The organism is Lyngbya sp. CCY1209 (assembly GCF_035615495.1).
Lineage (GTDB): Bacteria > Cyanobacteriota > Cyanobacteriia > Cyanobacteriales > Microcoleaceae > Limnospira.
In genome coordinates this window covers 1-22,879 of the sequence record NZ_JAJENU010000274.1, presented here as the reverse complement: position 1 = coordinate 22,879, position 22,879 = coordinate 1, and the positions used below count along the sequence as shown (strand labels likewise).

At 58.0% G+C, this 22,879-nt stretch carries 17 protein-coding genes; 8 read left to right on the top strand and 9 right to left on the bottom strand.

Annotation, left to right across the window (positions count from 1 at the left end):
• Positions 1–55: 55 nt before the first annotated feature.
• The gene (locus LKE08_RS07835) at positions 56–1,312 is read right to left on the bottom strand and encodes a hypothetical protein (RefSeq protein WP_324703657.1); all 1,257 of its coding nucleotides are present in this window, start codon (positions 1,310–1,312) and stop codon (positions 56–58) included.
• A 269-nt stretch (positions 1,313–1,581) separates the two neighbouring features.
• On the opposite strand from LKE08_RS07835, the gene gpmI reads away from it, so the two are divergent.
• The 5 genes from gpmI to LKE08_RS07810 all read left to right on the top strand — a co-directional run bounded on the left by gpmI (position 1,582) and on the right by LKE08_RS07810 (position 7,379).
• The gene (gene gpmI, locus LKE08_RS07830; RefSeq protein ID WP_324703656.1) at positions 1,582–3,180 is read left to right on the top strand and encodes a 2,3-bisphosphoglycerate-independent phosphoglycerate mutase; all 1,599 of its coding nucleotides are present in this window, start codon (positions 1,582–1,584) and stop codon (positions 3,178–3,180) included.
• A 209-nt stretch (positions 3,181–3,389) separates the two neighbouring features.
• Positions 3,390–3,785 (top strand): 50S ribosomal protein L21, encoded by a 396-nt coding sequence (gene rplU, locus LKE08_RS07825; RefSeq protein ID WP_324703655.1) that lies wholly within the window; start codon positions 3,390–3,392, stop codon positions 3,783–3,785.
• A gap of 68 nt (positions 3,786–3,853) precedes the next feature.
• Positions 3,854–4,138 carry a 50S ribosomal protein L27 gene (gene rpmA, locus LKE08_RS07820; protein WP_324703654.1) on the top strand — a complete coding sequence of 95 codons (285 nt, stop codon included), beginning with the start codon at positions 3,854–3,856 and terminating at the stop codon, positions 4,136–4,138.
• A gap of 377 nt (positions 4,139–4,515) precedes the next feature.
• On the top strand, positions 4,516–5,196 hold the full coding sequence (locus LKE08_RS07815; RefSeq protein ID WP_324703653.1) for a type IV pilin-like G/H family protein: 681 nt from the start codon (positions 4,516–4,518) through the stop codon (positions 5,194–5,196).
• 122 nt (positions 5,197–5,318) lie between these two features.
• The gene (locus LKE08_RS07810; protein WP_324703652.1) at positions 5,319–7,379 is read left to right on the top strand and encodes a prolyl oligopeptidase family serine peptidase; all 2,061 of its coding nucleotides are present in this window, start codon (positions 5,319–5,321) and stop codon (positions 7,377–7,379) included.
• A gap of 146 nt (positions 7,380–7,525) precedes the next feature.
• Here the strand turns inward: LKE08_RS07810 and LKE08_RS07805 are convergent, their stop codons facing one another.
• Positions 7,526–8,032 carry a BON domain-containing protein gene (locus LKE08_RS07805; RefSeq protein WP_324703651.1) on the bottom strand — a complete coding sequence of 169 codons (507 nt, stop codon included), beginning with the start codon at positions 8,030–8,032 and terminating at the stop codon, positions 7,526–7,528.
• A 20-nt stretch (positions 8,033–8,052) separates the two neighbouring features.
• Between LKE08_RS07805 and LKE08_RS07800 the strand changes: the two genes are divergently transcribed.
• Positions 8,053–8,298: a hypothetical protein gene (locus LKE08_RS07800; protein WP_324703650.1), complete on the top strand. Its 246-nt coding sequence runs from the start codon at positions 8,053–8,055 to the stop codon at positions 8,296–8,298.
• 61 nt (positions 8,299–8,359) lie between these two features.
• Here LKE08_RS07800 and LKE08_RS07795 read toward each other — a convergent pair whose 3' ends face one another.
• From LKE08_RS07795 to LKE08_RS07770, 6 genes are all read right to left on the bottom strand, one after another.
• Complete coding sequence (locus tag LKE08_RS07795; RefSeq protein WP_324703649.1) at positions 8,360–8,779, bottom strand: hypothetical protein; 420 nt, start codon at positions 8,777–8,779, stop codon at positions 8,360–8,362.
• 193 nt (positions 8,780–8,972) lie between these two features.
• Complete coding sequence (locus tag LKE08_RS07790) at positions 8,973–10,073, bottom strand: type 1 glutamine amidotransferase domain-containing protein (protein ID WP_324703648.1); 1,101 nt, start codon at positions 10,071–10,073, stop codon at positions 8,973–8,975.
• Between the two features lie 339 nt (positions 10,074–10,412).
• Positions 10,413–12,296 (bottom strand): calcium-binding protein, encoded by a 1,884-nt coding sequence (locus LKE08_RS07785; protein ID WP_324703647.1) that lies wholly within the window; start codon positions 12,294–12,296, stop codon positions 10,413–10,415.
• Between the two features lie 500 nt (positions 12,297–12,796).
• Positions 12,797–14,905 carry a glycosyltransferase gene (locus tag LKE08_RS07780; protein ID WP_324703646.1) on the bottom strand — a complete coding sequence of 703 codons (2,109 nt, stop codon included), beginning with the start codon at positions 14,903–14,905 and terminating at the stop codon, positions 12,797–12,799.
• A 311-nt stretch (positions 14,906–15,216) separates the two neighbouring features.
• Positions 15,217–17,991: an EAL domain-containing protein gene (locus LKE08_RS07775; protein WP_324703645.1), complete on the bottom strand. Its 2,775-nt coding sequence runs from the start codon at positions 17,989–17,991 to the stop codon at positions 15,217–15,219.
• Between the two features lie 499 nt (positions 17,992–18,490).
• A complete protein-coding gene (locus LKE08_RS07770; protein ID WP_324703644.1) occupies positions 18,491–19,420 on the bottom strand; it encodes an exopolyphosphatase in 930 nt (309 codons plus the stop codon).
• A gap of 27 nt (positions 19,421–19,447) precedes the next feature.
• On the opposite strand from LKE08_RS07770, the gene LKE08_RS07765 reads away from it, so the two are divergent.
• Positions 19,448–19,699, top strand: coding sequence for a hypothetical protein (locus tag LKE08_RS07765; protein ID WP_324703643.1), 252 nt, complete (start codon positions 19,448–19,450; stop codon positions 19,697–19,699).
• A 164-nt stretch (positions 19,700–19,863) separates the two neighbouring features.
• The gene (locus LKE08_RS07760) at positions 19,864–21,582 is read left to right on the top strand and encodes an NAD-binding protein (protein ID WP_324703642.1); all 1,719 of its coding nucleotides are present in this window, start codon (positions 19,864–19,866) and stop codon (positions 21,580–21,582) included.
• Positions 21,583–21,650: 68 nt separating this feature from the next.
• On the opposite strand, the gene LKE08_RS07755 is transcribed toward LKE08_RS07760, so the two are convergent.
• Positions 21,651–22,433: an amino acid ABC transporter ATP-binding protein gene (locus tag LKE08_RS07755; protein ID WP_324703641.1), complete on the bottom strand. Its 783-nt coding sequence runs from the start codon at positions 22,431–22,433 to the stop codon at positions 21,651–21,653.
• Between the last annotated feature and the right edge of the window lie 446 nt (positions 22,434–22,879).

Below are 22,879 nucleotides of genomic sequence, written 5' to 3'. Positions count from 1 at the left end.
ATCCAAGGGGATGGAAGCCTTACCGGGAGGTTATTTCAGGCATTTCAGCCCTATTTCATTCCCGAACGAATCGCACTTCACCCACCATTTTAGCGATCTCGACCCCGTTCTGCTCGAAGATGACGATCGGATCGCTCCCCGGACTGAACTTGACCCGCTTCACCAACACCTGGCCGTTGGCGACGCGCTGGCCGACGCTCACATAACGGCTCGTCGGTTCGTTGGGCGCTTTGAGGATGATTTTTGTATCCGTATCGGTCTTGACGACCCCGGTCACTTCCATCCCCCGGGCCAAATCCGTGGGGGGAGGTGGCGGGGGGAGGGCGGGCGCGGCCGGCGGCGGGGCGTTGGGATCGACCCATGCCGTCGGCGCCTCCGTGATGGGAAGGGCCGGCAAATCAGGGACTCCCGCCACGGCCAGGTCAGGGATTTCCACGACCGGAACCGTCGGAATGGGTTCGGCCGGTGCCGCCGGTTCAGCCGGCGCTCCGGGTCGGGCTGGCGCTCCGGGTCGGGCCGGTGCCGTCGGTTCGGCTGGCGCTCCGGGTCGGGCCGGTGCCCCGGGTCGATCGGCCCCCCCCGGTGCCCCCGGCGCTCCGGGGGCTGCTGTACCGGCGGCAGCGACCGGGCTTTGCCACTGGGGAGGTCGCGTGGTGATGGGAACTGGCGGTAAGTCGGGGACTTGATTGGCTTCCGGCGCCGCCGGTCTGGCGGCAACGGTAGCCGGCACTCGCCACTGGGGCGGCGCGGCCGACCCGGGCAGATCGGGCAAGTCCGGCACCTGCCGGGTTTCAAATGTCAATGTCTCGGCGAACGTCTCGGCGGTGGCATCTTCATCTTGGGGCCGTTGTGCGAGTTCGGGGGGAAGCGGCCCGAAGGGGCTTTCGACGGCGGCATCGGGAACGTTGGCCGGTGCGGTCGCGACGCCGTTGTCGCCATTCCGACGGCTTCCTTGAAGCTGTAACAGTCGTTCCTCTGCTTTTGTGGACTGAATCAAACCGGCTTCGGCCGCCGTATCCGTTTGTTCGGAAACCAGAGGTTCCTCAAATGGCTCTTCTTCTCCGTCCGCTTCTGCTGTTTCTCCTTCTTCTCCTTCTTCTCCTTCTTCTCCTTCTTCTCCTTCTTGGGCTTCCGTTTCGGCCGGGGCCGTTTCCCCTTCTTCTCCGGGTTCCCCTGTCACCTCGGGTTCGGCCGGAGCGGTTTCTTGGACGGCGGGAGTGGATGTCACTTCTTGTTCGTCCGGTTCAGATCCGCATCCTCCCAGCCACAGTGACAATGCCCCGACAACAATGACAAACAGAACTTTACGCATCGCCCGTCCCAAATGCTCTCTATCTAAGATAGCCAAAGTATATCTGATTCATCCACGCTCGCAATAATCTTTGCAGTTTCCCCCCCACGGACCCGGCAGTCGGGTGAAAATGCCGGGTCCGTGGGAATTTCGGGGTGCGGGCGAATCGGGCGTCTGAAATCTAAAATTGATTGAGGCCCACCCCACCCCCCCCACCCGACACCCTTGTTATGAAGTGCCGGGATGGTATCATGTCGGTGGAATTCACAAGCGCGAAAAGGTAACTTGGCATGGCATCAGTGTCTGTATCTCCCGTTGTGCTCATCATATTAGACGGTTGGGGCTATCGTGAACAAACGGACGGAAATGCCATTGCCGTTGGCAATACCCCTGTGATGGATAGCCTGTGGACGGCCTATCCCCGGACGCTGATCCGGGCGTCGGGGAAAGCGGTCGGCCTGCCGGAAGGTCAAATGGGAAACTCCGAAGTGGGTCACTTGAATTTGGGGGCCGGACGCATCGTCCCCCAGGAACTCGTTCGGATTTCCGATGCGGTGGAAGATGGCACCATTCACGACAACCCCGCTGTGATCGAAGTGTGCGAAGAAGTTCGCCAGAGCGGTGGGAAGCTACACCTGATGGGGTTGTGTTCCGATGGCGGGGTGCATTCTCATGTGGATCACCTACTGGGACTGCTCGATGTCGCCAAGGCGAAGGGAATTTCTGAGGTTTGCATTCACGCGATTACCGACGGTCGCGACACGAACCCCACCGACGGAATCAACGTTCTGAAACAGATTCAGGATTATACCGAAAAAATTGGAGTCGGCCGGATCGCCACCGTCAGCGGCCGCTACTATGCGATGGATCGCGACAACCGCTGGGACCGGACGAAGTTGGCTTACGATGTCATGACCGTCGATGGTCCCGGAGACGATCGCACCGTCGCCCAGATGGTGGAGGAGTCTTACGCCGGAGGGGTGACGGACGAGTTCATCCGGCCGATTCGGATGGAGCCGGGGGCGGTGGAGGCGGGAGATGGGGTGATTTTCTTCAATTTTCGGCCCGATCGCGCCCGACAGCTCACCCAGGCCTTCGTGATGTCGGATTTCCAAGGGTTTGAACGGGAACAGATTCGACCTTTGAGTTTCGCCACGTTCACGCAGTACGATGCCAAATATCCGGTGCGGGTGGCTTTCAAACCCCAGAGCCTCGACAATATTTTGGGACAGGTGATCGCCGACCACGGTTTGAAACAGTTCCGCACCGCCGAAACGGAAAAGTACGCCCACGTTACTTATTTTTTCAACGGCGGTTTGGAGCAGCCCTTCGAGGGGGAAGATCGGGAGTTGATCCCGAGTCCGGCCGTGGCGACCTACGACCAGCAGCCGCCTATGTCGGCGGAGGAGGTGACGGATGTGGCCCTCGAGGCGATCGAAAAGGGGATTTACTCCCTGATGGTACTCAACTACGCCAACCCGGACATGGTGGGCCACACGGGGATGATGGATGCGGCGGTGCGGGCGATCGAAACGGTCGATCGCTGTCTGGGAGAGCTCTTGGAGGGGATCTCCAAGGCGGGGGGAACCGCGATCATCATCGCGGACCACGGCAACGCGGAATATATGTGCGACGAACAGGGCAACCCCTGGACGGCTCACACCACCAACCCGGTGCCGTTCATCCTGGTGGAGGGGGAAAAGCGGAAAATTCCCGGCCACGGCACCGACGTGCCGCTGAGGACGGACGGCTGTCTGGCCGACGTGGCGCCGACGATTTTGGAAATTCTGCAACTGCCCCAGCCCCCGGAAATGACCGGAAAATCCATGATCGAAAAGTCCGAGTTGGACGTGCGGGAAAATCGGACACCGGTGCGGGTGCGGTTGTGAGCGGTATTAGGGAGTCGGTATTAGGGAGTCGGGAACTGGGCTGACAAACCCGGTTTCCGAAATTCACATTGACAAAATTATTTTGATTTGAAATAATAGTAGATTGTCTGTCTAAATCTGGCTCGGATCAGGTTGACAAGTTTGTAAATGCCGATCGCGGGCCATCGCCCGTCCTCGGCTACCTGTACGGCAACTTTACCGAAACTTTCATGACTTACGCAATTATTGAAACGGGTGGGAAGCAACTGCGCGTGGAACCGGGCCGGTTCTACGACATCGAATCACTCCCCGTGGACGAAGACGAACAAGTGACCATCGAGAAGGTGCTCCTCGTCCAACATGACGGCGAGGCCCACATCGGGCAACCCCTGGTTGAGGGGGCGACGGTGGAAGGCACGGTAGTCCGGCACTTCCGCGATCGCAAAGTGATCGTCTACAAAATGCGCCCGAAGAAGAAAACCCGCAAAAAGCGCGGCCACCGGCAGGAATTGACCCGGTTGATGATCGATTCGATCAATCTCAACGGCTCCGTCTTGGCCGGCCGGGACTCTGCGGAAACGGCGGCTCCGGAAGCTGCGGCAGCCACTGCATCCGAAGAAGAATAAAGGCTTCGGAGTCATCCCGGAGCGGAAGAGAGTAAAATATCAAACCATCGGGTTAGTTTGGAGGAATCATGGCTCACAAGAAAGGAACGGGAAGCACTCGCAACGGCCGCGACTCAAATGCCCAGCGGTTGGGAGTCAAGCGCTACGGCGGACAGGAAGTTCGCGCCGGCAACATCCTGGTGCGTCAGCGCGGCTGCAAGTTCCACCCCGGCAACAACGTGGGTATCGGCAGGGACGATACTTTGTTCGCCAAGGTGGATGGGGTCGTGCAGTTTGAACGCCGGGGCAAAAGCGGCAAGAAAGTCAGCGTTTATCCCGTGGCGGAACCCGCGGCGACGGCGGCGGCATCCTAAAAGACTGCATTCAACTGCAATATTTTCCAAAATTTTATCAATTCCGGGCTATTTTAGCCCGGTTTTTTTGATGGCAAAGGAGGGAGTCGGGAATCGGGAATTTTTGAATGCGTGAGTGTCCCCGCGCCGGATCTGATATGATGCGATCGCGGGGGTTTTGGAACTCACGATCGCCTTAATAAAACGTTGAAAAAGTTTGAGAAAGTTTACAATATCGGGCGGTCGCCTCAATGGAAATTTGGGGGCCGATGCGTCGTTGGATTGGTCAGTCGGGATACATCTACTCGCCGAGAATTCGGACATTTTTTTGCGGGCGATCGCGACATCAAACCTCAACTCCGATTGTTATTTTATCGCGTTTTACACGCTTTAAAGCCATGAAAAGTTGGATCGAGCGTCATCCCGATCGCACCTATTTTTTATTCTTCGCAATGATTTTCGGCATCACCTGCTTGGGATTGGGTTTAATGTTGTTCAATTCCTTCCTCAAGCGCCTCGATGTCCGGGATCAAACAGTCGCCCGGGAAGTGTTGACGGCATCCCTGGAAAATCAACATCGACATCTGTTCAGTTACGGCCGATTTACCCCCAATTTAGAAGCCCTTTACAAGGGGACGAGCGAGGGAAAACCCGGTTATCGGTTCGAGATGAATGTGGATGAAAATCGCGCCCTCATCAATGCCGTCGCGCGGCGTTGGCGTCCGAGTCATTTTTCGGGGGCAATATTCGTCGTTTCTCCCGAGAGTGCCACCCGAACGGTGGGGGGAATTTGTCGCGGCCCGGACAAAATTGTAGAACCCGTCCAACTCTCCCCATCCCGCAGGATTCAATGTCCTCCGGACACCGTTTCGATCGCCGCCTTTGCGGGGGCCGTATTTGCAGTTGAAGACGGAGAGACGACCCAAAAAGTCGGCGGCGTCTGTATCGTCTATCACAACCCCGAGCGGAGGAATTTTTATCCCCAACCGGATGCGATCGCCCCCCCCGAACCGGACTCGAAAAAAATCCGATGTCCGGCCAGATCTTCCCTTTCAAAAACCTTCGTCATTCGCCATTAAAAATAATTCACAATCTCCGAAAACCGTAGGGGCCCCTGGCTGGCACCCTCTATATCGCTCAATTCGGCTGAAAACTGACGGCCGACGGGTTAAACTAAATTATCGTTTCACCATCTTCAATTATGTCCGATTTCAAAGAACCCCTCACCTATCCGAACACTCGCAAAAGCGACCAAGTGGACGAGTACCACGGCATCAAAGTTGCCGATCCCTACCGCTGGCTTGAAGATCCGGACTCCGACGAAACTCGGGCCTGGGTGGAGGCCCAAAATCGGGTCACGTTCGGCTACCTGGAAACCATTCCGGCCCGCGGACCGCTGCGCGATCGCCTGACGAAATTGTGGAATTACGAAAAATATGGCATTCCGTTCAAAGAGGGCGATCGCTATTTCTATTTCAAAAACGACGGCCTGCAAAACCAGAGCGTCCTCTACGTCCTCGACGATCTCGACGGGGAACCGAGGATGTTATTCGACCCCAATACCCTCTCCGAAGACGGCACGGTGGCCCTGTCTGGAATGGCCATCAGTAAAGACGGAAAATTGATGGCCTACGGACTTTCGACCTCCGGTTCCGACTGGCAAGAATGGCAGGTTTTGGATATCGACACCGGGGAGAATTTGGGCGATCGCATCCAGTGGGTCAAGTTCTCCGGCGCCTCCTGGACCCACGACAACCAAGGTTTCTTTTACAGCCGCTACGACGAACCCAACGAAGACACCCAATTTGAGGATATCAACTATTACCAAAAACTCTTTTACCACCGCCTGGGAACGCCCCAATCCGAAGATATTTTAATTTACGATCGCCCGGATCGAAAAGAGTGGGGGTTCAGCGGCGGCGTCACCGAAGACGGCCGATATTTAATTATTTCCGTCTGGCGGGGGACTGACCCCAAAAACCTGATTTTCTACAAAGATCTGACGCGGTGGGAGAGTCCGGTGGTGGAACTGATCTCGGACTTCGAGGCGGAGTACAGCTTCATCGACAACGAGGGCAGTTTGTTTTGGTTCAAAACCGATTTGGACGCGCCCCGGGGCCGGGTGATCGCGATCGACATCGACGCCGAAACCCGCACCGAAATCATCCCGGAAGTCAACGAAACCCTGGAAGGGGTGGGGACGTTAAACAATCAGTTTGTCACGGATTACCTCAAAGATGCCCGCTCCCAAATCAAAATTTTCAACCTGGACGGGTCGTTTGTCCGCGAGGTGGAATTGCCCGAAATCGGATCGGCGGGGGGATTCGGCGGCAAGCGTTCTGACACCGAAACCTTCTATTCTTTTACCAGTTTCACCACCCCTTCGACCATTTACCGCTACAATATGGTGACGGGAGAAACCACCCTTTACCGACGGCCGACGGTGGATTTCGACCCGGAAGATTACGAAACCCATCAGGTTTTTTACAACAGCGCCGACGGGACGACCGTTCCCATGTTTGTCACCCACAAACGGGGGATCGAATTCGACGGGAATAATCCCACCATTTTGTACGGTTACGGCGGGTTCGGCGTCTCCCTGACGCCGAGTTTTTCCGTCAGCCGCCTGGTGTGGCTGGAGATGGGCGGCGTGTACGCCGTCGCCAACCTGCGGGGGGGCGGCGAATACGGCGAAGAATGGCACCAGGCGGGGATGAAGCTGAACAAGCAAAACGTGTTCGACGACTTGATCGCGGCGGCGGAATGGTTGATCGACAAAAAATATACCGCGTCCGGCAAATTGGCGATTATGGGGGGAAGCAACGGCGGGTTGCTGGTGGGCGCCTGCATGATTCAGCGTCCGGATCTGTTCGGGGCGGCGCTGCCGGCGGTGGGGGTGATGGATATGCTGCGGTTCCCCAAGTTTACCATCGGTTGGGCTTGGACTTCGGATTACGGTTCCCCAGAGGACAAAGAGGAGTTCAAAGCCCTGTACGCCTACTCTCCCCTGCACAACCTCGAACCGGGGACGGTGTATCCCTCGACTCTGGTGACGACCGCCGACCACGACGATCGCGTCGTTCCGGCCCACAGTTTCAAGTTCATTTCCGCCCTGCAAGCGGCCCACGTCGGGGACAATCCGGTGCTGATCCGCATCGAGACGAAGGCGGGACACGGGGCGGGAAAACCGACGGCAAAAATAATCGAAGAAATTGCCGACGAGTTTGCCTTTTTGGTGCGGGTTCTCGATATCGAAATCTGATATATGGCTTGGGGTGTAGGGTGTAGAGAATTTTAGATTTCCCGACTCCCGACTCCCGACTCCCGACTCCCGCACGCGATACCTGCGCGAACAGAAACCCGGGTTTTTCAACCCGGGTTTCTGACCTTAAAAATTGTTGTAATTCTCTAGGAAGCGGGACGCTCCATCAACCCCAATTCGTAGGTAATTTCGTGGACGCCGGGGATGTCTTTGATCTGTTCGATCAGATCGCGGGCTTCCTGTTTATTTTCGACCGTCCCCGACAGGATCACGGCACCGCTGGCGACATCTGCGACCAATTCGTCGTTCATTTTCGACTTGATGGCATCGCGAATTTCACCGTCGCTCAGGGGCGGATGTCCGGGGGTGGGGCTGGCATATTCCAAACCGCTGTACTGGCTTTTATCGCCGGTGATGGAGAGGTCTTCATCGATCGATTGATTGCCGACGGAATCGGACAGGTGGCCGGACGCTCCCATCGCCCCCATGTAGGGACTTGCCAACGCCGCCATGCTGCCGGTGTAGGTGAACAGCAGCACGCCCAGCATGATCACCGTGGAACGAAAGAGACGGGAGCGTCGGGTCATCGCCAGGGTGGCGAATGCGAGTGCAAATACGCCCATCATTAAAGGAATTAATTCAGATAGAGTCATAATTCAATATCCTCATCAAATTGTTAACAGTATCAGAAGGGACTCCCGGTGTCCGCCATCTCGGGCTGTTCTGTCAGAGAGTTGAGTCTCTCCTCGATCGCGGCCAAGAGAAGGAAGCGATAAAAACTTCTCACCACCGAGCGGCGGATTCGCGCCGTCCGGACATCTGGCGATCGCTCTCCTTCGATATCCGACGATGTGTCACAACAGCAAAACCCACATCCGACGCCCAACCGACGAGCCACTTCTATTGCTTTCCAGGTTAGGAGGAAATTTCAATATTTTTATCCCCCCCAAGATAGAATTTGAAGAACGACAAAGATTCGCTCAAGACGAAACCGCCGCGCTCCCGAGAAGTCGATAAATGGTCTCTCCGTCCTGTTCGTAGGACGTCAGCCAGGTGCCTTTCATTTCGCCCCCGCGATCGCGGTGTTCGTGACATCCCCGTTCGAGGGCGGTACGGATGTCTTCGAGGTCGGGGGAACCGCCCGACGACGGCGAAGACAGCGATGCGGCGATCGCTTCCGCCGAGAGTCCCCGGGGGTGTTCTTTGAGGAGGGCGGCGATGAGCGCCTGCAGATCTTTGCGCTCCGTTTCTGTCGGCGACCGCCCCTCAATTTCCCGCATTTTGGCATCGATTTTCGCGTCAACTTCCGCGATCACTTCGGCGCGAATTTCTTCCATGCGGCGATCGATATCCGATAACAATTGTTTTCGCAATTCTTCCCGCACTGCTTCCCAATTCATGGACAATTGCTCCTCCCGCTTGCTGGTCTGTCGTGCCGAAAATTGGGGCACGAAGGATTCGCACCCCAAATTTTTTGGGGCATCGAATCCCGCCCGTCAACTTGAAAACATCCGCGATCGGGAAAAGCAGAATGAATTGTCAATTCTTCCCCCCACCCGACCTTTGCGGTCCGGTCGAGAACCGGGGCAGATTTTAGCCCGTGGCCGCGATCGTCGTCGGCGTCGGGGCGGACACCATTTCGCCCGACCGAACGCGATACAACTCGGCGAAGAGTTGTTCGTGTTTCCGCAGATTGTCTTCGACTTGTTCCAAAATCTGCACGCTGGCCGGGTCGGTGAGTTTGACGCCCAAATGTCCGGCGTCGTAGAGGCCCGTCTGCAAGTCGCCCAGGGCGCGGCGCAGAATTTCCACGTCGCTGGTGGTGGACTGCAGCCAACTTTGCAGGGTGGCGAAGGCTTCGCTGCCCAAAGCCTGCCAACTCACCTGTTCGCCGAAGGCGTCCAGGCGGGATTCCAGCAGGTCGATGTGCAGGCGCTTCGTCGTCATCACTTCCCGCAACAGCAGGTCTAATTGGGGGTCGCAAAGGCGCTGCTCGTACTCTTCAAAGGCCGCCACGGTGTAGCGTTCGCCCACCAGGGCTGTGTTGAGGGCGTTGACGATATCCAGGCGGCTCGAACCGCCCCAGGCTTCGCCCAACTTCCACCAGGCGAAGGTGCGATCGCTCGCTTCCGGCCAGTCCATGCCCTCGATGGACAGTCCCAGAAAACTCAGGAGCGTCGCCGCAAACATGGGCAGGTCCCCCGGCTGTCTGGCGGCGATCAGGTTGCCGTCGATGACCACCGGCTCATCGATGTAGGTGGCGCCGGCATTTTGGATGTCTTTGCGGATGGCTTTGAATCCGGTCGTCTGCTTGCCGCGTAGGGCGTCAGCCTCGATCAAGACCTGGGGTCCGTGGCACACCGCCGCCACCGGTTTTCCCTGGGCCATGCCGTCCATGACCAACCGGACGGCGTTGAGGTTGCGTCGGATTTTGTCCGGCGCGCCGCCGCCGGGAATCAGGATGGCGTCGAAATCTTCGGAGCGGACTTCGGCGGCGGTGCCGTCGGGGGTGACGGTGACTTGGCCGCGCTTGCCCTTGTACTCGTCGTTCATGCGGGAGCCGATATTCACAACTTCGGCGCCGGCTTGTTGCAAGGCGGTGCAGGGGACTTGATATTCCGAATCTTCAAAACCACTTTCAATCAGGCAGGCAATCCGCTTTTTGGGGTTGGAGCCGTTGTTGGATAAAGTCATGAGAATTCCTCCTTGAATCGATATTTTTTATGCTTTCCGGAGCGCCACAAATCCTGCCGGTTCCGGTTGTCCGGCGACATGATACGAATGGGGATGCGATACCCTGCGGTTCGGAAAATGGCGATCGCCTCGGGCGCACTCCCCCGATCCCGATTTTGAAGGGGCTACCTCGTCGGAGGGGGGCGCGATCGCGGGGTTCAGCTTTACTGTAGAAAATCGCGCCATCGGTCGTCATCTGTCTGTGGCCATAAAAAAGGGCCCAGAGACGGCGCTCTCGGCCGCTTGAAAATACCGAAAGATGGAAATTGAACTCGATCCGGCTCGGAATTCAAAATCCCCCTATCCCAGCAGCAGGATATTATTGTCGGAAGCTACGAAATCCTCGGCCTGCAAGGAAGCCGGAGCGACTCCGGAGGCGATCGCCAGGTAAGTCCCGTTCAACCGCACCGCCGCGGACGTCACCGCCGCGCCGCCGTCCACCTGAAGTTGAACGGGGTCGATCTGCAACTGGGCGAAGGTGACGCCCTCGGGGAGCATGATCTGATCCACCCCGTCCTCGAAGTCACCGATGACGTCGGCTTCTCCCGCCGTCGCCGCCGCCGCCGCGCTTCCCGGCAGCACGAAGATGTCCCGCTGGCCGTCGGGGGAACCCTGGAAGCCGCCGATCAGCAGGTCCCGACCCTTGTCGCCGATCAGGTAATCTTCGCCCGGGCCGCCGATGAGAACGTCGTCGTCCTGTCCCCCCCGGACGATATCGTCGCCCGGACCGCCGATGGCCGTATCGTTGCCCAGGTTGCCGTTGAGCAGGTCGTCGCCGGTATTGCCGTCGATGGTATCCGAGCCTTTCCCCCCCCGCAGGGCGGTGCGGATGACATTGCCCGCCAGGATGGGGCTGCGATCGCCGTCGCCGCCCGCCGAGCCGTCAATGCGGTCGTTGCCCCGGTTGCCGTTGATGTTGTCGGCCCCGGGCGTCCCGGTGATGACGTCGTTGCCGTTCAACCCCTGGATGTAGCGGGCGGTGGCGGTGCCGGGGACATTGCCCTCGGCGCCCGTGTCGGCGTTGTTGGTGAAGACGTAGGCCGCCACCCCCCGGTCATCGGTGAAGGCGGTATTGCCGCCGAAAGGGGCGGTCTGCCGGCTCTCGTCGGGTCCGGGATCGGCGGGGTCCGCCGCGGGGGTCGTCCAGATCACGGTACTGCCGGGTGGATTGAAGGTATTGGGGATATCGGCGGCGAGAATTTCGTCGTCCGTCAGGTTCGCCACGTTCTCGATCAGGCCGACTCCGGGGGCGTCGCCGGTAGTGTCGGCGTAGAAATCGGCGATGACGATATCCTGCTGCGGGTCGATATCGCCGCTCGCGTCGATATCGATCGCCAAATCGGTCCCCCGCCGTTCCAGGCCGATCCCCGTCGTCGTCGGCCCTTGGGCGAGGACGGTGGCGCCGCCGAGGTTGAGAAAGTCGCTGTTGCCGCCGGTATCCTCGATGCGGGTCCCCCCCCCTGTGGCGACGGCGACGGTGTAGAAATCGCTGCCGTTGCCGCCCCGCAGGGTATCCGAGCCCCCGCCGCCGGAGATGTCGTCGTTGGCCGCCCCCCCGACGAGGATGTTGTCATCCCCGTCCCCCGTCAGGTTGTTGATCAGGCCGGGGGCGCCGACGACATTTTCGACGGTTCCGGCGACGACGTCGTCGGTTCCCAGGCCGGGGTTGACCAACCCCTCCACCGCGGCGCCGAGATCCACGGTGACGCTCCCGGCCCCGGATGTCGGCCCGACATTTTGATAGGACAGGTAATCTCCCCCGGTTTCGTCGCCTTCTCCGCCGTCGATGATGTTATTTCCGAGTCCCCCCTCGAGGGTGTCGTCCCCGTTGTGGCCGTTGAGGTTGTCGTTGTCGGCCCCGCCGATGAGGGAGTCGTTGCCGGCGTCGCCGTTGAGGAGATCGTCGCCGGCCCCTCCCTCGAGGGTGTCGTTGCCGTCTCCCCCGTTCACGGGGTTATCGTTGCCGTCCCCGGCGGCGATGCGATCGTTGCCGCGGCCCCCGTCGAGGCGGTCCGCGCCGCCGAATCCCAAAATCGTGTCATTTTCTTCCAGATCGGCTTCCGTGAGGGCGATGGGGGGGATGGGGACGCCGTCTTTCGTCATTAACAGCGGCAGCAGCCCGGAGAGGGGCAAGGTTCCCAGTCGCAGTTGGTCGTTAAAATCGGTGCCTCTGAATTCTGCCATGATGTCTTCCTTTTTGAGTTCGTTTCGTGGCGGTCGGTCCTTCGAGTCCAAAATTGCTGGCGCCGGCCGATTTTTTTTTCAATTCAAGTCGATGCGATCGCCGGCTTCTCCAACGGTTGACTGGGGTGGGACGGCACCATTTTCACCGCCGTCCGAGACTCGCCATTCTATAACTATTCGCGATCGGGTTGGCTGCTTTCAGCAAGGATCGACCGGGCGTTATGAGGAGATTTGGGGATTTGGGAATGTCCCGACCATCTCGGCGGTCGCTATCAATCCCCGGCGATCGCATCGGTTCTTTCTGCCGGCGAAAACTGCGGCCGCGTCCCCCGACGGACGAGGACTTCAAAGATCCCTAGGGGCGACCGGAAAAAATTATGCATCGGCCAGGGCGGTTCGGACGTCGATCGATTTGAATTCCCCCTCCGACGCGATCGCAAAAAAAACCGGGAAATGGTCGGCCGACCATTTCCCGGACTCGGTGCAATTTTTAAACGGCTTTAATTGGGATGCGCCGAAATATTTTGGGCGGTGTTTTGTAGGTCGAACAGGGGGGTGACGACGCCGCGGACGGTGACGTATTCCAGGTTGACATTTTCGGTGCGATCGCCCACCGCCGGATATCCTTCCCCGACCAAATCGACCTCCTTGACGGCGACATCCCGGACGTCGGAGAAAAGGATGCCGTTGAATTGGGATGGGGAATGGCTGCGGATTGTGAATCCCCGCAGTCGGACGTTGCGGAGGGATTCGGCGGGGGAGTGCACCACCAGCATGGCTTCGGACGGGGCGGTTTCAAAGTGGGCTTGCAGGATCGTCCGCTCCGCTCCCTCGCCGCGAATTTCGATGTCGGAGCGTCCGATTTTCACCGGTTCAAATAAATCCAATTCGCCGATGGGGAGTTCGATTTCAATGGGGCGATCGCCGGGGAGACCGTCAATAAGGGCTTGCAGGGCGCGGGAATCATCTTGGCGATCGTTGGGCCTGATATCGTGGGCGATCGCCTCCACCACTTCCACGGCAATTTCGGGCCCGGCATTCTGATAATTTGCCATCACGCTCTTGATATCCTGGACGGGGGTGAGAATTCCCATCCACCACCACAGAAGGGCGATAAAGAATGCCAACCCCTGGGACACCAGCAAAAACCGGGAAACCATCAGTTGCACCCAAGCCATGAACCCTTTGGATTCGGCCTTGATGCTCTGGGTGCCGCGGTTGTTCCAACTCTGTTTGGCCATGTTCATCTGGTTCCAAACCTTGATGACGGACGAACTCCACTGGGTCGCCACCAAGACCGGAAAGTGGATCGGTTTCAGGTGGGAGGGGCGGCCGATGAAGATGATAATCAGCATCAGGGGGCGGCTGAAACAAACCCAGCACAAAATCATCCCGGCGAGCACGAATTTGCCCCACAATAACGCGATCAGGAGCAGGCCGGGGGTGATGAGAGAGGTCCACATACTGATCCGCTGGTCGAGGAGACACCACCAGGGGAACCATCCCACCACCTTCGGACCCAGACCGATCGCCCGCCCGCTGCTGCGGAGCATATTGCCGAACCAGCGCCTCATGTTGTTGTAGGCTCGGTTCGTCACCGAACCGGAGTGGGTTTCGAGGGAGTTCACGATCACGTCCGGGATGTAAATCATTTCGTAGCGGTTCTCCAACAGGAAATACCAGGTGCTCTTGTCGTCCCCGGACAGGAACTTGAAGCGCCCCCACAGCCAATCGTCGAGGGAGTCACTTTCCAGACGGCTGATAAAGTCGGGGTGAAAGGCGGCTTCGGAGCGAAACAGGGAAAACCGGCCCGTCAGACACAGCACTTTCCGGGAGAGCGACAGGGAACACATCTGATAGTGCCGCTGGGAAAAGCGCAGGTGGAACCACTCGGAAAAAATGTAGGAGCCGTGGACGATGGGCATTTCGTCGGTGGTGAGGGCGCCGATTTTGGGAAACATCCGGAAAAAGGGCAGGCATCCCAGCAGCGTCCCCGGACAGAGTTCCGTATCCCCGTCCATCAGGGCGACGATGGTATCTTCGGGCAAATTCAGGGTTCTCAGGTGGCGCAGCCCGTCGGCCATCGCCTTGCGCTTGCCGTCCTTTTGGGTCATCTGGATCAGGTTGATGTATTCCAGTTCGGGATCGTAGGATTTCAGGACATCGACGATCGCCGCATTTTCCTCCGGCCCGCTGCTGTTGACCAAAACGGTGACTCTTTGATTGATGCTTCTGGCTTCGTAGACGATGGCGCGAAACACCCGCTCGGTGATCCAGAGTTTTTCCTTGTAGGTGGGGACCATGAAGCACATATGGGGCAGGTCTTCGGTCGGAATAGCCGCAGCCTTCTCCCGCCAGCGGGGGAAGACGGCGTGCATGAAGAACCGAGACCGGAGTACCTGAACCAGGAACCAGGACCAGCGCCAGAGTCCCACCGCCCCCATGCCCACCACGCCGGACAGGCCGACGGTGGTCAATTTGAGGGGATCGCTGAGTAAAAGCAGTCCGAGGAAACCGCAGGCGGAAATGATCACCATTCCGATCCAGCCGGGCTGTTGGCTGGCCGGGTAGGCCGGCTGTTTTTGATTGAGAGTCGCAGATTGGGTCATGATTCAGAGGCGAGTGGGTGAGTGTCGGTACAATGTTCGATAAAATTTCGTTTTTCTTCGGGGTGGCTCGGTGCGATCGTGTCCGCCAGAATCGTTTGAATGTTTCCCAACGATTTCTGAACTTCGACACTTGATATCAGTTGAAGGGATAGGAGGTCGAGGGCTAATTTTGAGAAGTTTAAGGGATGGGATATCGAGAGCTAATTTTGAGAAGTTTAAGGGATGGGATATCGAGAGCTAATTTTGAGAAGTTTAAGGGATAGGAGGTCGAGGGCTAATTTTGAGAAGTTGAAGGGATGGGAGAGCAAGGCTTAATTTTCCGAAGTCGGGTTCTCGGGGGGGCGGGAAACCAGTTCCGATTCGGATTGGGGGGCGCCGACGACGCGATCGCGAATCCAGCCGTACATCCCCGCAAACCGGGATTTCCAGGCGGTGAGGTCGGGGGCGTCGGATTTGCCGAAGCTGAGGCGGGCGACCTGTCCGAGTCCGCAGAGTTTTTGGGCTTCGACGCCGTCGGGGGAGGGGGGGATGCGGACGGTGACTCGCTTCAGGAGGGGTTCCCGCATCAACGTTTCGGGGATGGTGGGGGAGAGGGCCTGCACCTGCATCCGCCGCCCCTGTTTCTCGAGTCCGACCCCTCCCACTTCGGCTTCGCTGATGGTGCTGATGGGCTGAATCAGGTCAATTTCGCCTTTGAAAATGCGATCGCGATCGCCGAGTCGGACGTGGACGGGTTTTTCCAAATCCAAGTTGCTGGCGTCTTCGGCCCGCATCACCGCTTCCACCCACAGCTCGTTGCAGTCGAGGAGGCTGAGGACGGCTTCCGACTTGTTGACGATTTCGCCTTTTTCCCGCTCGGTTTTGTAGACCACGCTGGCGAAGGGCGCCTTGAGTTCCATCTCCACCGGAGTCAAAGCCCGCTGCAGGCTGGCGTTCTGGTATTGCTGTTGCTGCTGGAGTTGCTGCTGTTGCTGCTGGAGTTGCTGCTGTTGCTGCTCCTGCTGCTGCCGGCGGACTTGCTCCTGCTGCTGTCGGACGGCGGCGTACTGCTCGCGGAGTTGCCGCACTTTCGCCCCTTCGGCCCGGACTTGAGTCAGGCGACGGTCGCGGAGGGTTTCGGCGAGGGCGAGTTCCTGTCGGGCGGCGTTCACTTCGCTCTGCAGGCGGGCGATTTCCCCGGACTGCTGGGCGATTTGCTGCTCGAGTTGGCTCATTTCCCGGGCGAGGGTGTGGGAGTATTCTTTGTTGGTCCCGACGCCGTTTTGGGCGGCGGTGTGGGCGATTTGGGCGGCCCGCAGGCTCTGCTCCATTTCCCGCACTTTGATTTGGGCGGTTTCCCAGTTGGCTTTCAACTGGTCCACCCGCTGCCGGGAGATGGCCCCCTCGGCCATCAGGCCTTGGAAGCGGTCGTATTCGCCGCGGGCCAGTTCCGCTTCGGCGACGGCCCGATCCAATGCCGCCTGACGTTGGGCAATTTCGGCGCCGCGGACGTCAACTTCCACCACCTGGATGCGGTCGTGCTGGCCGCGGATCTCTTGCAGGCGATTTTGCAGGGCGGTTTGGGCGGTTTGGGCGGCCCGGAGTTGTTGGGTTTTGGCTTCGAGCTGTCCCCGGCGCCGGACGATTTCCTGTTCGGCTTCGTCGGCGTCCCGCTGCAGTTTTTGATAGTCGCGGTCGAAGTCGGGGGGGAGGTCAAATTCGGGGTATTCCAACTGGGGCGCTCCGGGCTGCGTCGGCAGGACGGTTTGGGCGACGGTTTCGGGATAGAAGTTCTCCTCGTCGGGGATGTGCTGGATGCGGGCTAGGATCTGGTCGGGCTGGACCCGGGCGCCGGGGCGGGCGTAAAATTCCTCGACGTTGCCGGAAATCGGCGCCCGCAGCCGGACGAGGCGGCCGTTGACGACGCCGTGTTCCACCACCATATGGGACATCCGGTGCCAGATGGAGGTGATCCCGATGCCGACGGTGGTGATTCCCAAGCCCACCAGGGCCGTCCCGACGAGGACGCGGTTGACGGTGCTGGGTTTCCGTTCGCTTAAAACGTGTTTCTGGAGGTTTCCGCCCTGGGTTTGGGTGGGGGCGATCGCATTCTGGGCGGGTTCGGTGTCCGTTCGGGTGATTTCGCCGGACTCGGGCCGGGCTGGGACGATTTGGGAGGCGTCGGCGGCGGGGACGGCGAGTTCGGAAGTGGGACTTTCTTCCTCGGAAGAGACGGAAAGGCTGGCGATCGCGATCGGGGAGGGGAGGATTTCTGGCCCGCCGGCGATCGGGCTGTCTTCGATTTCTTCCCGGACGATGCGGGGGGTCAGGTTCGGCTCGGCGTCCGGCAGGTGCAGGAAGTTCCCCTGGATGGCGTCCAAATCGATTTTTTGGACGATTTCCAGGGTCTGTTCGTCGGCGATGTATTTGGCCGTAACCGGGCCGAGGATGTAGCCGATTTCCCGCAGGCGCTTGAGGATGGCGGGATTTTCTGGGTCGGCTTTGATGCGCTGGATAAATTTATTGTCGAGTTTGACGCGATCAATGGGCAGTTGCTTGCACTGGGAAAGGGTGAGGGCGAGGTTGTTGAAGTTGTCGATCGTCACCAAACACCCGATGCCGGTGACTCGTTTGATGAAGTCCAGGGCCGGGGAGAAGTTTTGGGCGATGGTGATTTCGTTGAGTTCAAAGCTGAGGCGTTGGGGGTCGATTTCGCCCTCGATCAGCCAGGCGCGCAAGTCGTCGGTCAGGGCGATGTCTCGGAGGGCGAATTTCGAGAGGTTGACGGACAGGTGAATTTTTCGATTCTCGACGAGTCGGTCGATCGCCTGCCCGATCACGTACCGGTCCACTTGGGAGAGCAGTCCCATCTCGGCGAGGACGGGCATGAATTCTCGCGGCTCGAACAGTTTGCCCTGGCCGTCCCGCCACCGCAGCAGGACTTCGTTGTGCAGCACTTCGGAGGTGGCGACTCGGTAGGCGGGCTGGTACCACAGTTCAAATTGTCCGAGTTCTGAGGGCTGTTCCGGTTTGGGAGTCCGACGGGCTGTCGTTCCGGACGGTCTCGAAGGTGAGGAATAAATGGGCGGACGCGAGTTGGAGGTCATGACAAGTTCCGAATGCTAAACAAAGATCTCGATCCCCTGGAAAAATCTGTAGTTCTCCGTAGTTTTACGGTTCTACAGCGAGGGGGGGCAGGGTCGGGTGGCGATCGCCCGGACAGACGGTAGGCAGTCGCTTTGAGGTCGCCAGAGGCACCTCTTCCGATGCACTGAACCCCGATCAAACCTTTCCATTACTTTGGCAGATCGGCACCCGAAAAAACAAGATCTGTGTGTAAAAGTTCCGTTGGCTCAGTGTAAAGATATGATAAAAATCCGGTGGCCTTTAAATTCCGCCTTGCGAAAATGTAAAACTGGAAAAGCTCGATTGTAAAGATCTGATAAAGAACCGCGTTGGGGTTGCAATTCTGTATTTTTATCCGTAAAATAACTAGGTCTGATTCGGCTGGCGATTCAAAAAAGGCGATCGCCGGGATCGGTTTTTTCGGAGTCCCGGCGATCGCCTCTATCGTAAGGTTGAAATTGTCCGCTTCGACGACCCCCCTCAAGCCGTCAGCTTCCCGATCAATTCTCGCTTGACTTCCTCGGCGCGATCGGTTTCGACCTGACAGGTCCCGGCGTTGGCGTGTCCCCCGCCCCCATATTCGAGCATCAGATTGCCGATGTTGACGTCCGAAGTCCTGTTGAGGATGGATTTGCCCACGGCGAAGACGGTATTTTGTTGCTTCAACCCCCACAGGACGTGCATGGAAATGTCGCAGTCGGGGTGCAGGGCGTAAATCATGAACCGGTTGCCGGGGTAGATGGTCTCTTCGTTTCTGAGATCGACGACGATGAGATGGTCGTGGATGGTGATGCAGCGATCGAGTTGTTCTTTAAATTGATCGGCGGAGTCGAAGTAGAAATCCCGCCGTTCTTTGACATCTTTGATGCTCAAAATTTCGTCGATGGAGTGATTTTTGCAGTAGTCGATCAACTCCATCATCAACTGATAGTTGGAAATCCGGAAATTTTTGAACCTTCCCAACCCCGTGCGGGCATCCATCAGGAAACTCAGCAGCACCCAGCCTTCGGGGTTCAAAATCTCGTCCCGGCTGAATTGGGCGGAGTCCGCCTTGTCCACCGCCGCCAACATTTCTTGGGAAATGTTCGGGAACCTTTCCGCCCCGCCATAGTAATTGTACACCACCCGCGCCGCCGATGGGGCGTCCGGGTCGATGATGTGATTGGGCTTGATTTCTCGATTCCGCACCGTCTCGCTGAGGTGGTGGTCGAAAGCCAGGTGGACGCCTTCGACGTAGGGGAGGTTGGTGGTGATGTGGCGATCGTCGAGTTGGATTTTGCCGTCCTGCATATCTTTAGGATGGACGAATTGAATTTTGTCGATCAGGTCGAGTTCTTTCAACAAAACGGCACAAACGAGTCCGTCAAAATCGCTGCGCGTCACCAAAGTATATTTATTGTTTTCAGACATAGGATCGAATTGAAGAATCGGGGGCAATTGTTATTTGAATGGATCTCATCCGGGGGAGATCTCTCCGGCACGCCAGCCGAGGAAGCGGCGGGCGACAATGGAGGTGTTATCAACCATCCCGGCATTAATTTTGAACGGAGGTGCAGGACTTTCTTGGCGGATGTCGGGATGGAAGCTGCTATTATTTTACACCGGAGGGGCGATCGCATTCCCGGGGATAGATCCGGACTCCCCGGCGCGATCGCGTTTCTCGCCCGGGCGGGGAACGCAAATGAATGATTGAGAATTGCCAATTCTTCCCGGCCCCCGATTCGAGTTCTGCCGGTCGGGTCGGAAAATTGCTATGTGGGATACAGTCGGAATTGAGAGTTTGAGTCATAATATCGGGTTGAACGCCAAGCGATCAGTCTGAACCCCCGGAGGGCATCTAAAATTTCCCGACCATGAAACCTCGAATTATTGTTTGCAATTTGGGTCGCACGGGCTACAAAATTTTTCGCCTCCTCAGACAGCAGGGGGCGATCGTGGTGGGGGTCAGCGAACAGCCCGTCAAGGGGGAGGGATCGGACGTGGTGGTGGGAAGTTTCCGCGCCGCCTCCACCCTGCTGGCCGCCGGCATTCAAAATGCCCACACCCTGGTCCTGGCGGGGAACGACGACGCCACCAATTTGGCGATCTTGATGCAGGCCCGCATCCTCAACCCCGACATCCGCATCATCAACCGCCTTTTCAACACCAACCTGGGGGAGAGTCTCGATCGCATTTTGCCCGCCCACTCCTCCATGAGCGTCTCCGCCCTCGCCGCCCCGGTGTTCACGTTCGCGGCCCTGGGAAACCGGGCGATCGGGCAGGTGCAACTGTTCGAGCAAACCTGGCCTATCCACGAAGAATTGATCGACCCCCAGCACCCCTGGCTGGGCAAAAGTCTCCACGACCTGTGGTCTGACCGCAACCGGATGTTAATTTACTATCTCCCCACCGCCAGCGATGTCGATCTGGTTTCCGCCGTCATCGACGGACGGCGTCTGGAGGTGGGCGATCGCTTGATTATCGCCACCAAACCCAGCATCCGCACCAAGCGGATCACCCTCTACCAGCGCTGGGTGAAATTTATTCACAGCCTGAAAAAGTTTCGGCAACACGGCAAAAAGGCGGTGCTGATCGCCCTGGTTTTGTTACTCACTATCCTGCTGGCGACCGTCACCTACGTCAGCATCAATTTGAATAATTCTTTTGTCGATTCCCTCTATTTTTCCGTGGGCATGATCACCGGGGCGGGGGGCAACGAAAAGGTGGCGGAAAACGCCCCCGAGAGCATCAAAATCTTCACCGCCGTGATGATGCTCGTCGGCGCGGGGGTGATCGGCATCTGCTACGCCCTCCTCAACGATTTCGTCCTCGGAACCCGGCTGACGGAATATCTCAACGCTACCCGCGTCCCCCAGGGCAACCACTACATCATCTGCGGGTTGGGGGGGGTCGGCATCCAAATCGCCGAACGACTCCAGGCCAGCGGCTACGAGGTGGTGGCGATCGACCGCGATCCCAACAACCGGTTTTTGAGTACGGCGCGATCGCTCAAAATTCCCGTTTTGGAGGGGGACGCCTGCCTCGCCTCTACCCTGGAAAATGCCAACATCAGACAGGCCGACGCCCTCCTGGCTGTCACCAGCGACGACACCGCCAATTTGGAAATCGCCCTCAGCGCCAGGGCGATCGCACCCCGCCTGCGGATGGTCGTCCGCAACCAAGACCCCCATTTCGGGTTGATGGTGCAGCAGGTGTTCGATTTTGAAACCGTACTCAGCCCCACCGAAATCGCCGCCCCCGCCTTCGCCGCCGCGGCGATCGGGGGCCGCATTTTGGGCAACGGCATCACCGCCGATAGTCTCTGGGTTGCCCTCGCCACGCTGATCACCGCCAACCACCCCTTCTGCGGACAGCGGGTGCAGGATGTCGCCAAAAGCGTCGATTTCGTCCCCCTCTACATCGAAACAGACCGCCAGACCATCCACAGTTGGGAACTGCTCAATTTCCTTCTCAGTCCCGGCGATATCCTCTACCTGACCCTCCCCGCACACCGCCTCGAACAGCTCTGGCATCCGCTCTCTATCAACCGGCGGTTGGGGAATGTGGCGGATGAATTGGGGGGCAGGGTGTAGGAAACAATTAATAATTAACAATTAATAATTGATCATTAATAATTGTTCCCATTTCTCGTTCCTTTTGATTACAAAATTTGCGATAAAAATTTCTGCGTCCGCTCTTCTTGGGGATTGGTGAAAAACGCCTCCGGGGTGGCTTCTTCCACCAAAAGACCATCGGCCATCAAAACGACGCGATCGGCCACTTCCCGGGCAAATCCGACCTCGTGGGTGACACAAACCATCGTCATCCCCTCCCCCGCCAAAGTCCGCATCACGTCGAGGACCTCCCGCACCATTTCCGGGTCGAGGGCGGATGTCGGCTCGTCGAATAGCATGATTTTCGGTTGCATCGCCAACGCCCGGGCGATCGCCACCCGCTGCTGTTGACCCCCAGAAAGTTGACCGGGAAATTTCTTCGCCTGTTCGAGAATTCCCACCCGCTCCAGCAGTTGCATCGCCACTTCTTCGGCTTTCGCCTTCGGCCACCGCCGCACCCAAATCGGCGCCAGGGTAACATTTTGGAGGATGGTCAGGTGGGGAAATAGGTTGAACTGCTGGAACACCATCCCCACTTCGCGACGAATTTCTTCGATATTTTTGAGGTCGTGGGAGAGGCTGATCCCGTCGATGACGATGCTGCCTTGCTGGAATTCCTCTAAAGCGTTAAAAGTGCGGATGAAGGTCGATTTGCCGGAGCCGCTCGGCCCCATGATCACCACCACTTCCCCCCGTTTCACGGTTAGGCTCACTCCCCGGAGAACGTGGAAGTTGTTGCCATACCATTTGTGAACGTCTTGGGCGATAATGACATCGTTGGAAGTGGAAGCCTGAAAGTTTTGGGGCGTATCTGCTTGTGTCTGTGTCATTTTGAGTCAAAGATCCTGAGTGATTGGTATGGGTGCTAGAGCCGGAAGACGACCGGACGCGATCGCCACCGATCTCGAACGTCATATCACATTTTTCCACCATCATAGCCCAACCCTAACCGGAGTTCGCGATCGCGCCCGTCCTCCGATCTTGCCCCCGATTATACACGAATTGCCTCGGCAAACCGGGAATCTATCGATCATTGATAATTGATGATTTTCAATTCTTTCCCCACCCCAATTGTCGCTACTATGAATTCCCCAAAAGTGGCAAGTTTTACAGAAATTATCTGTCCGGTGAAATCGCCGAAATGCCCAATTCTATTTTCGGATGCGAATGGGGATGGCCGGCGGTTCCCGTCCCGTCGCTTTTTGGGAAGTCTGGCTTATCGGTTTTGCAATTATCGTTTAATTATTTAAATAAATGTCAGGTAATCTTGAAAAAT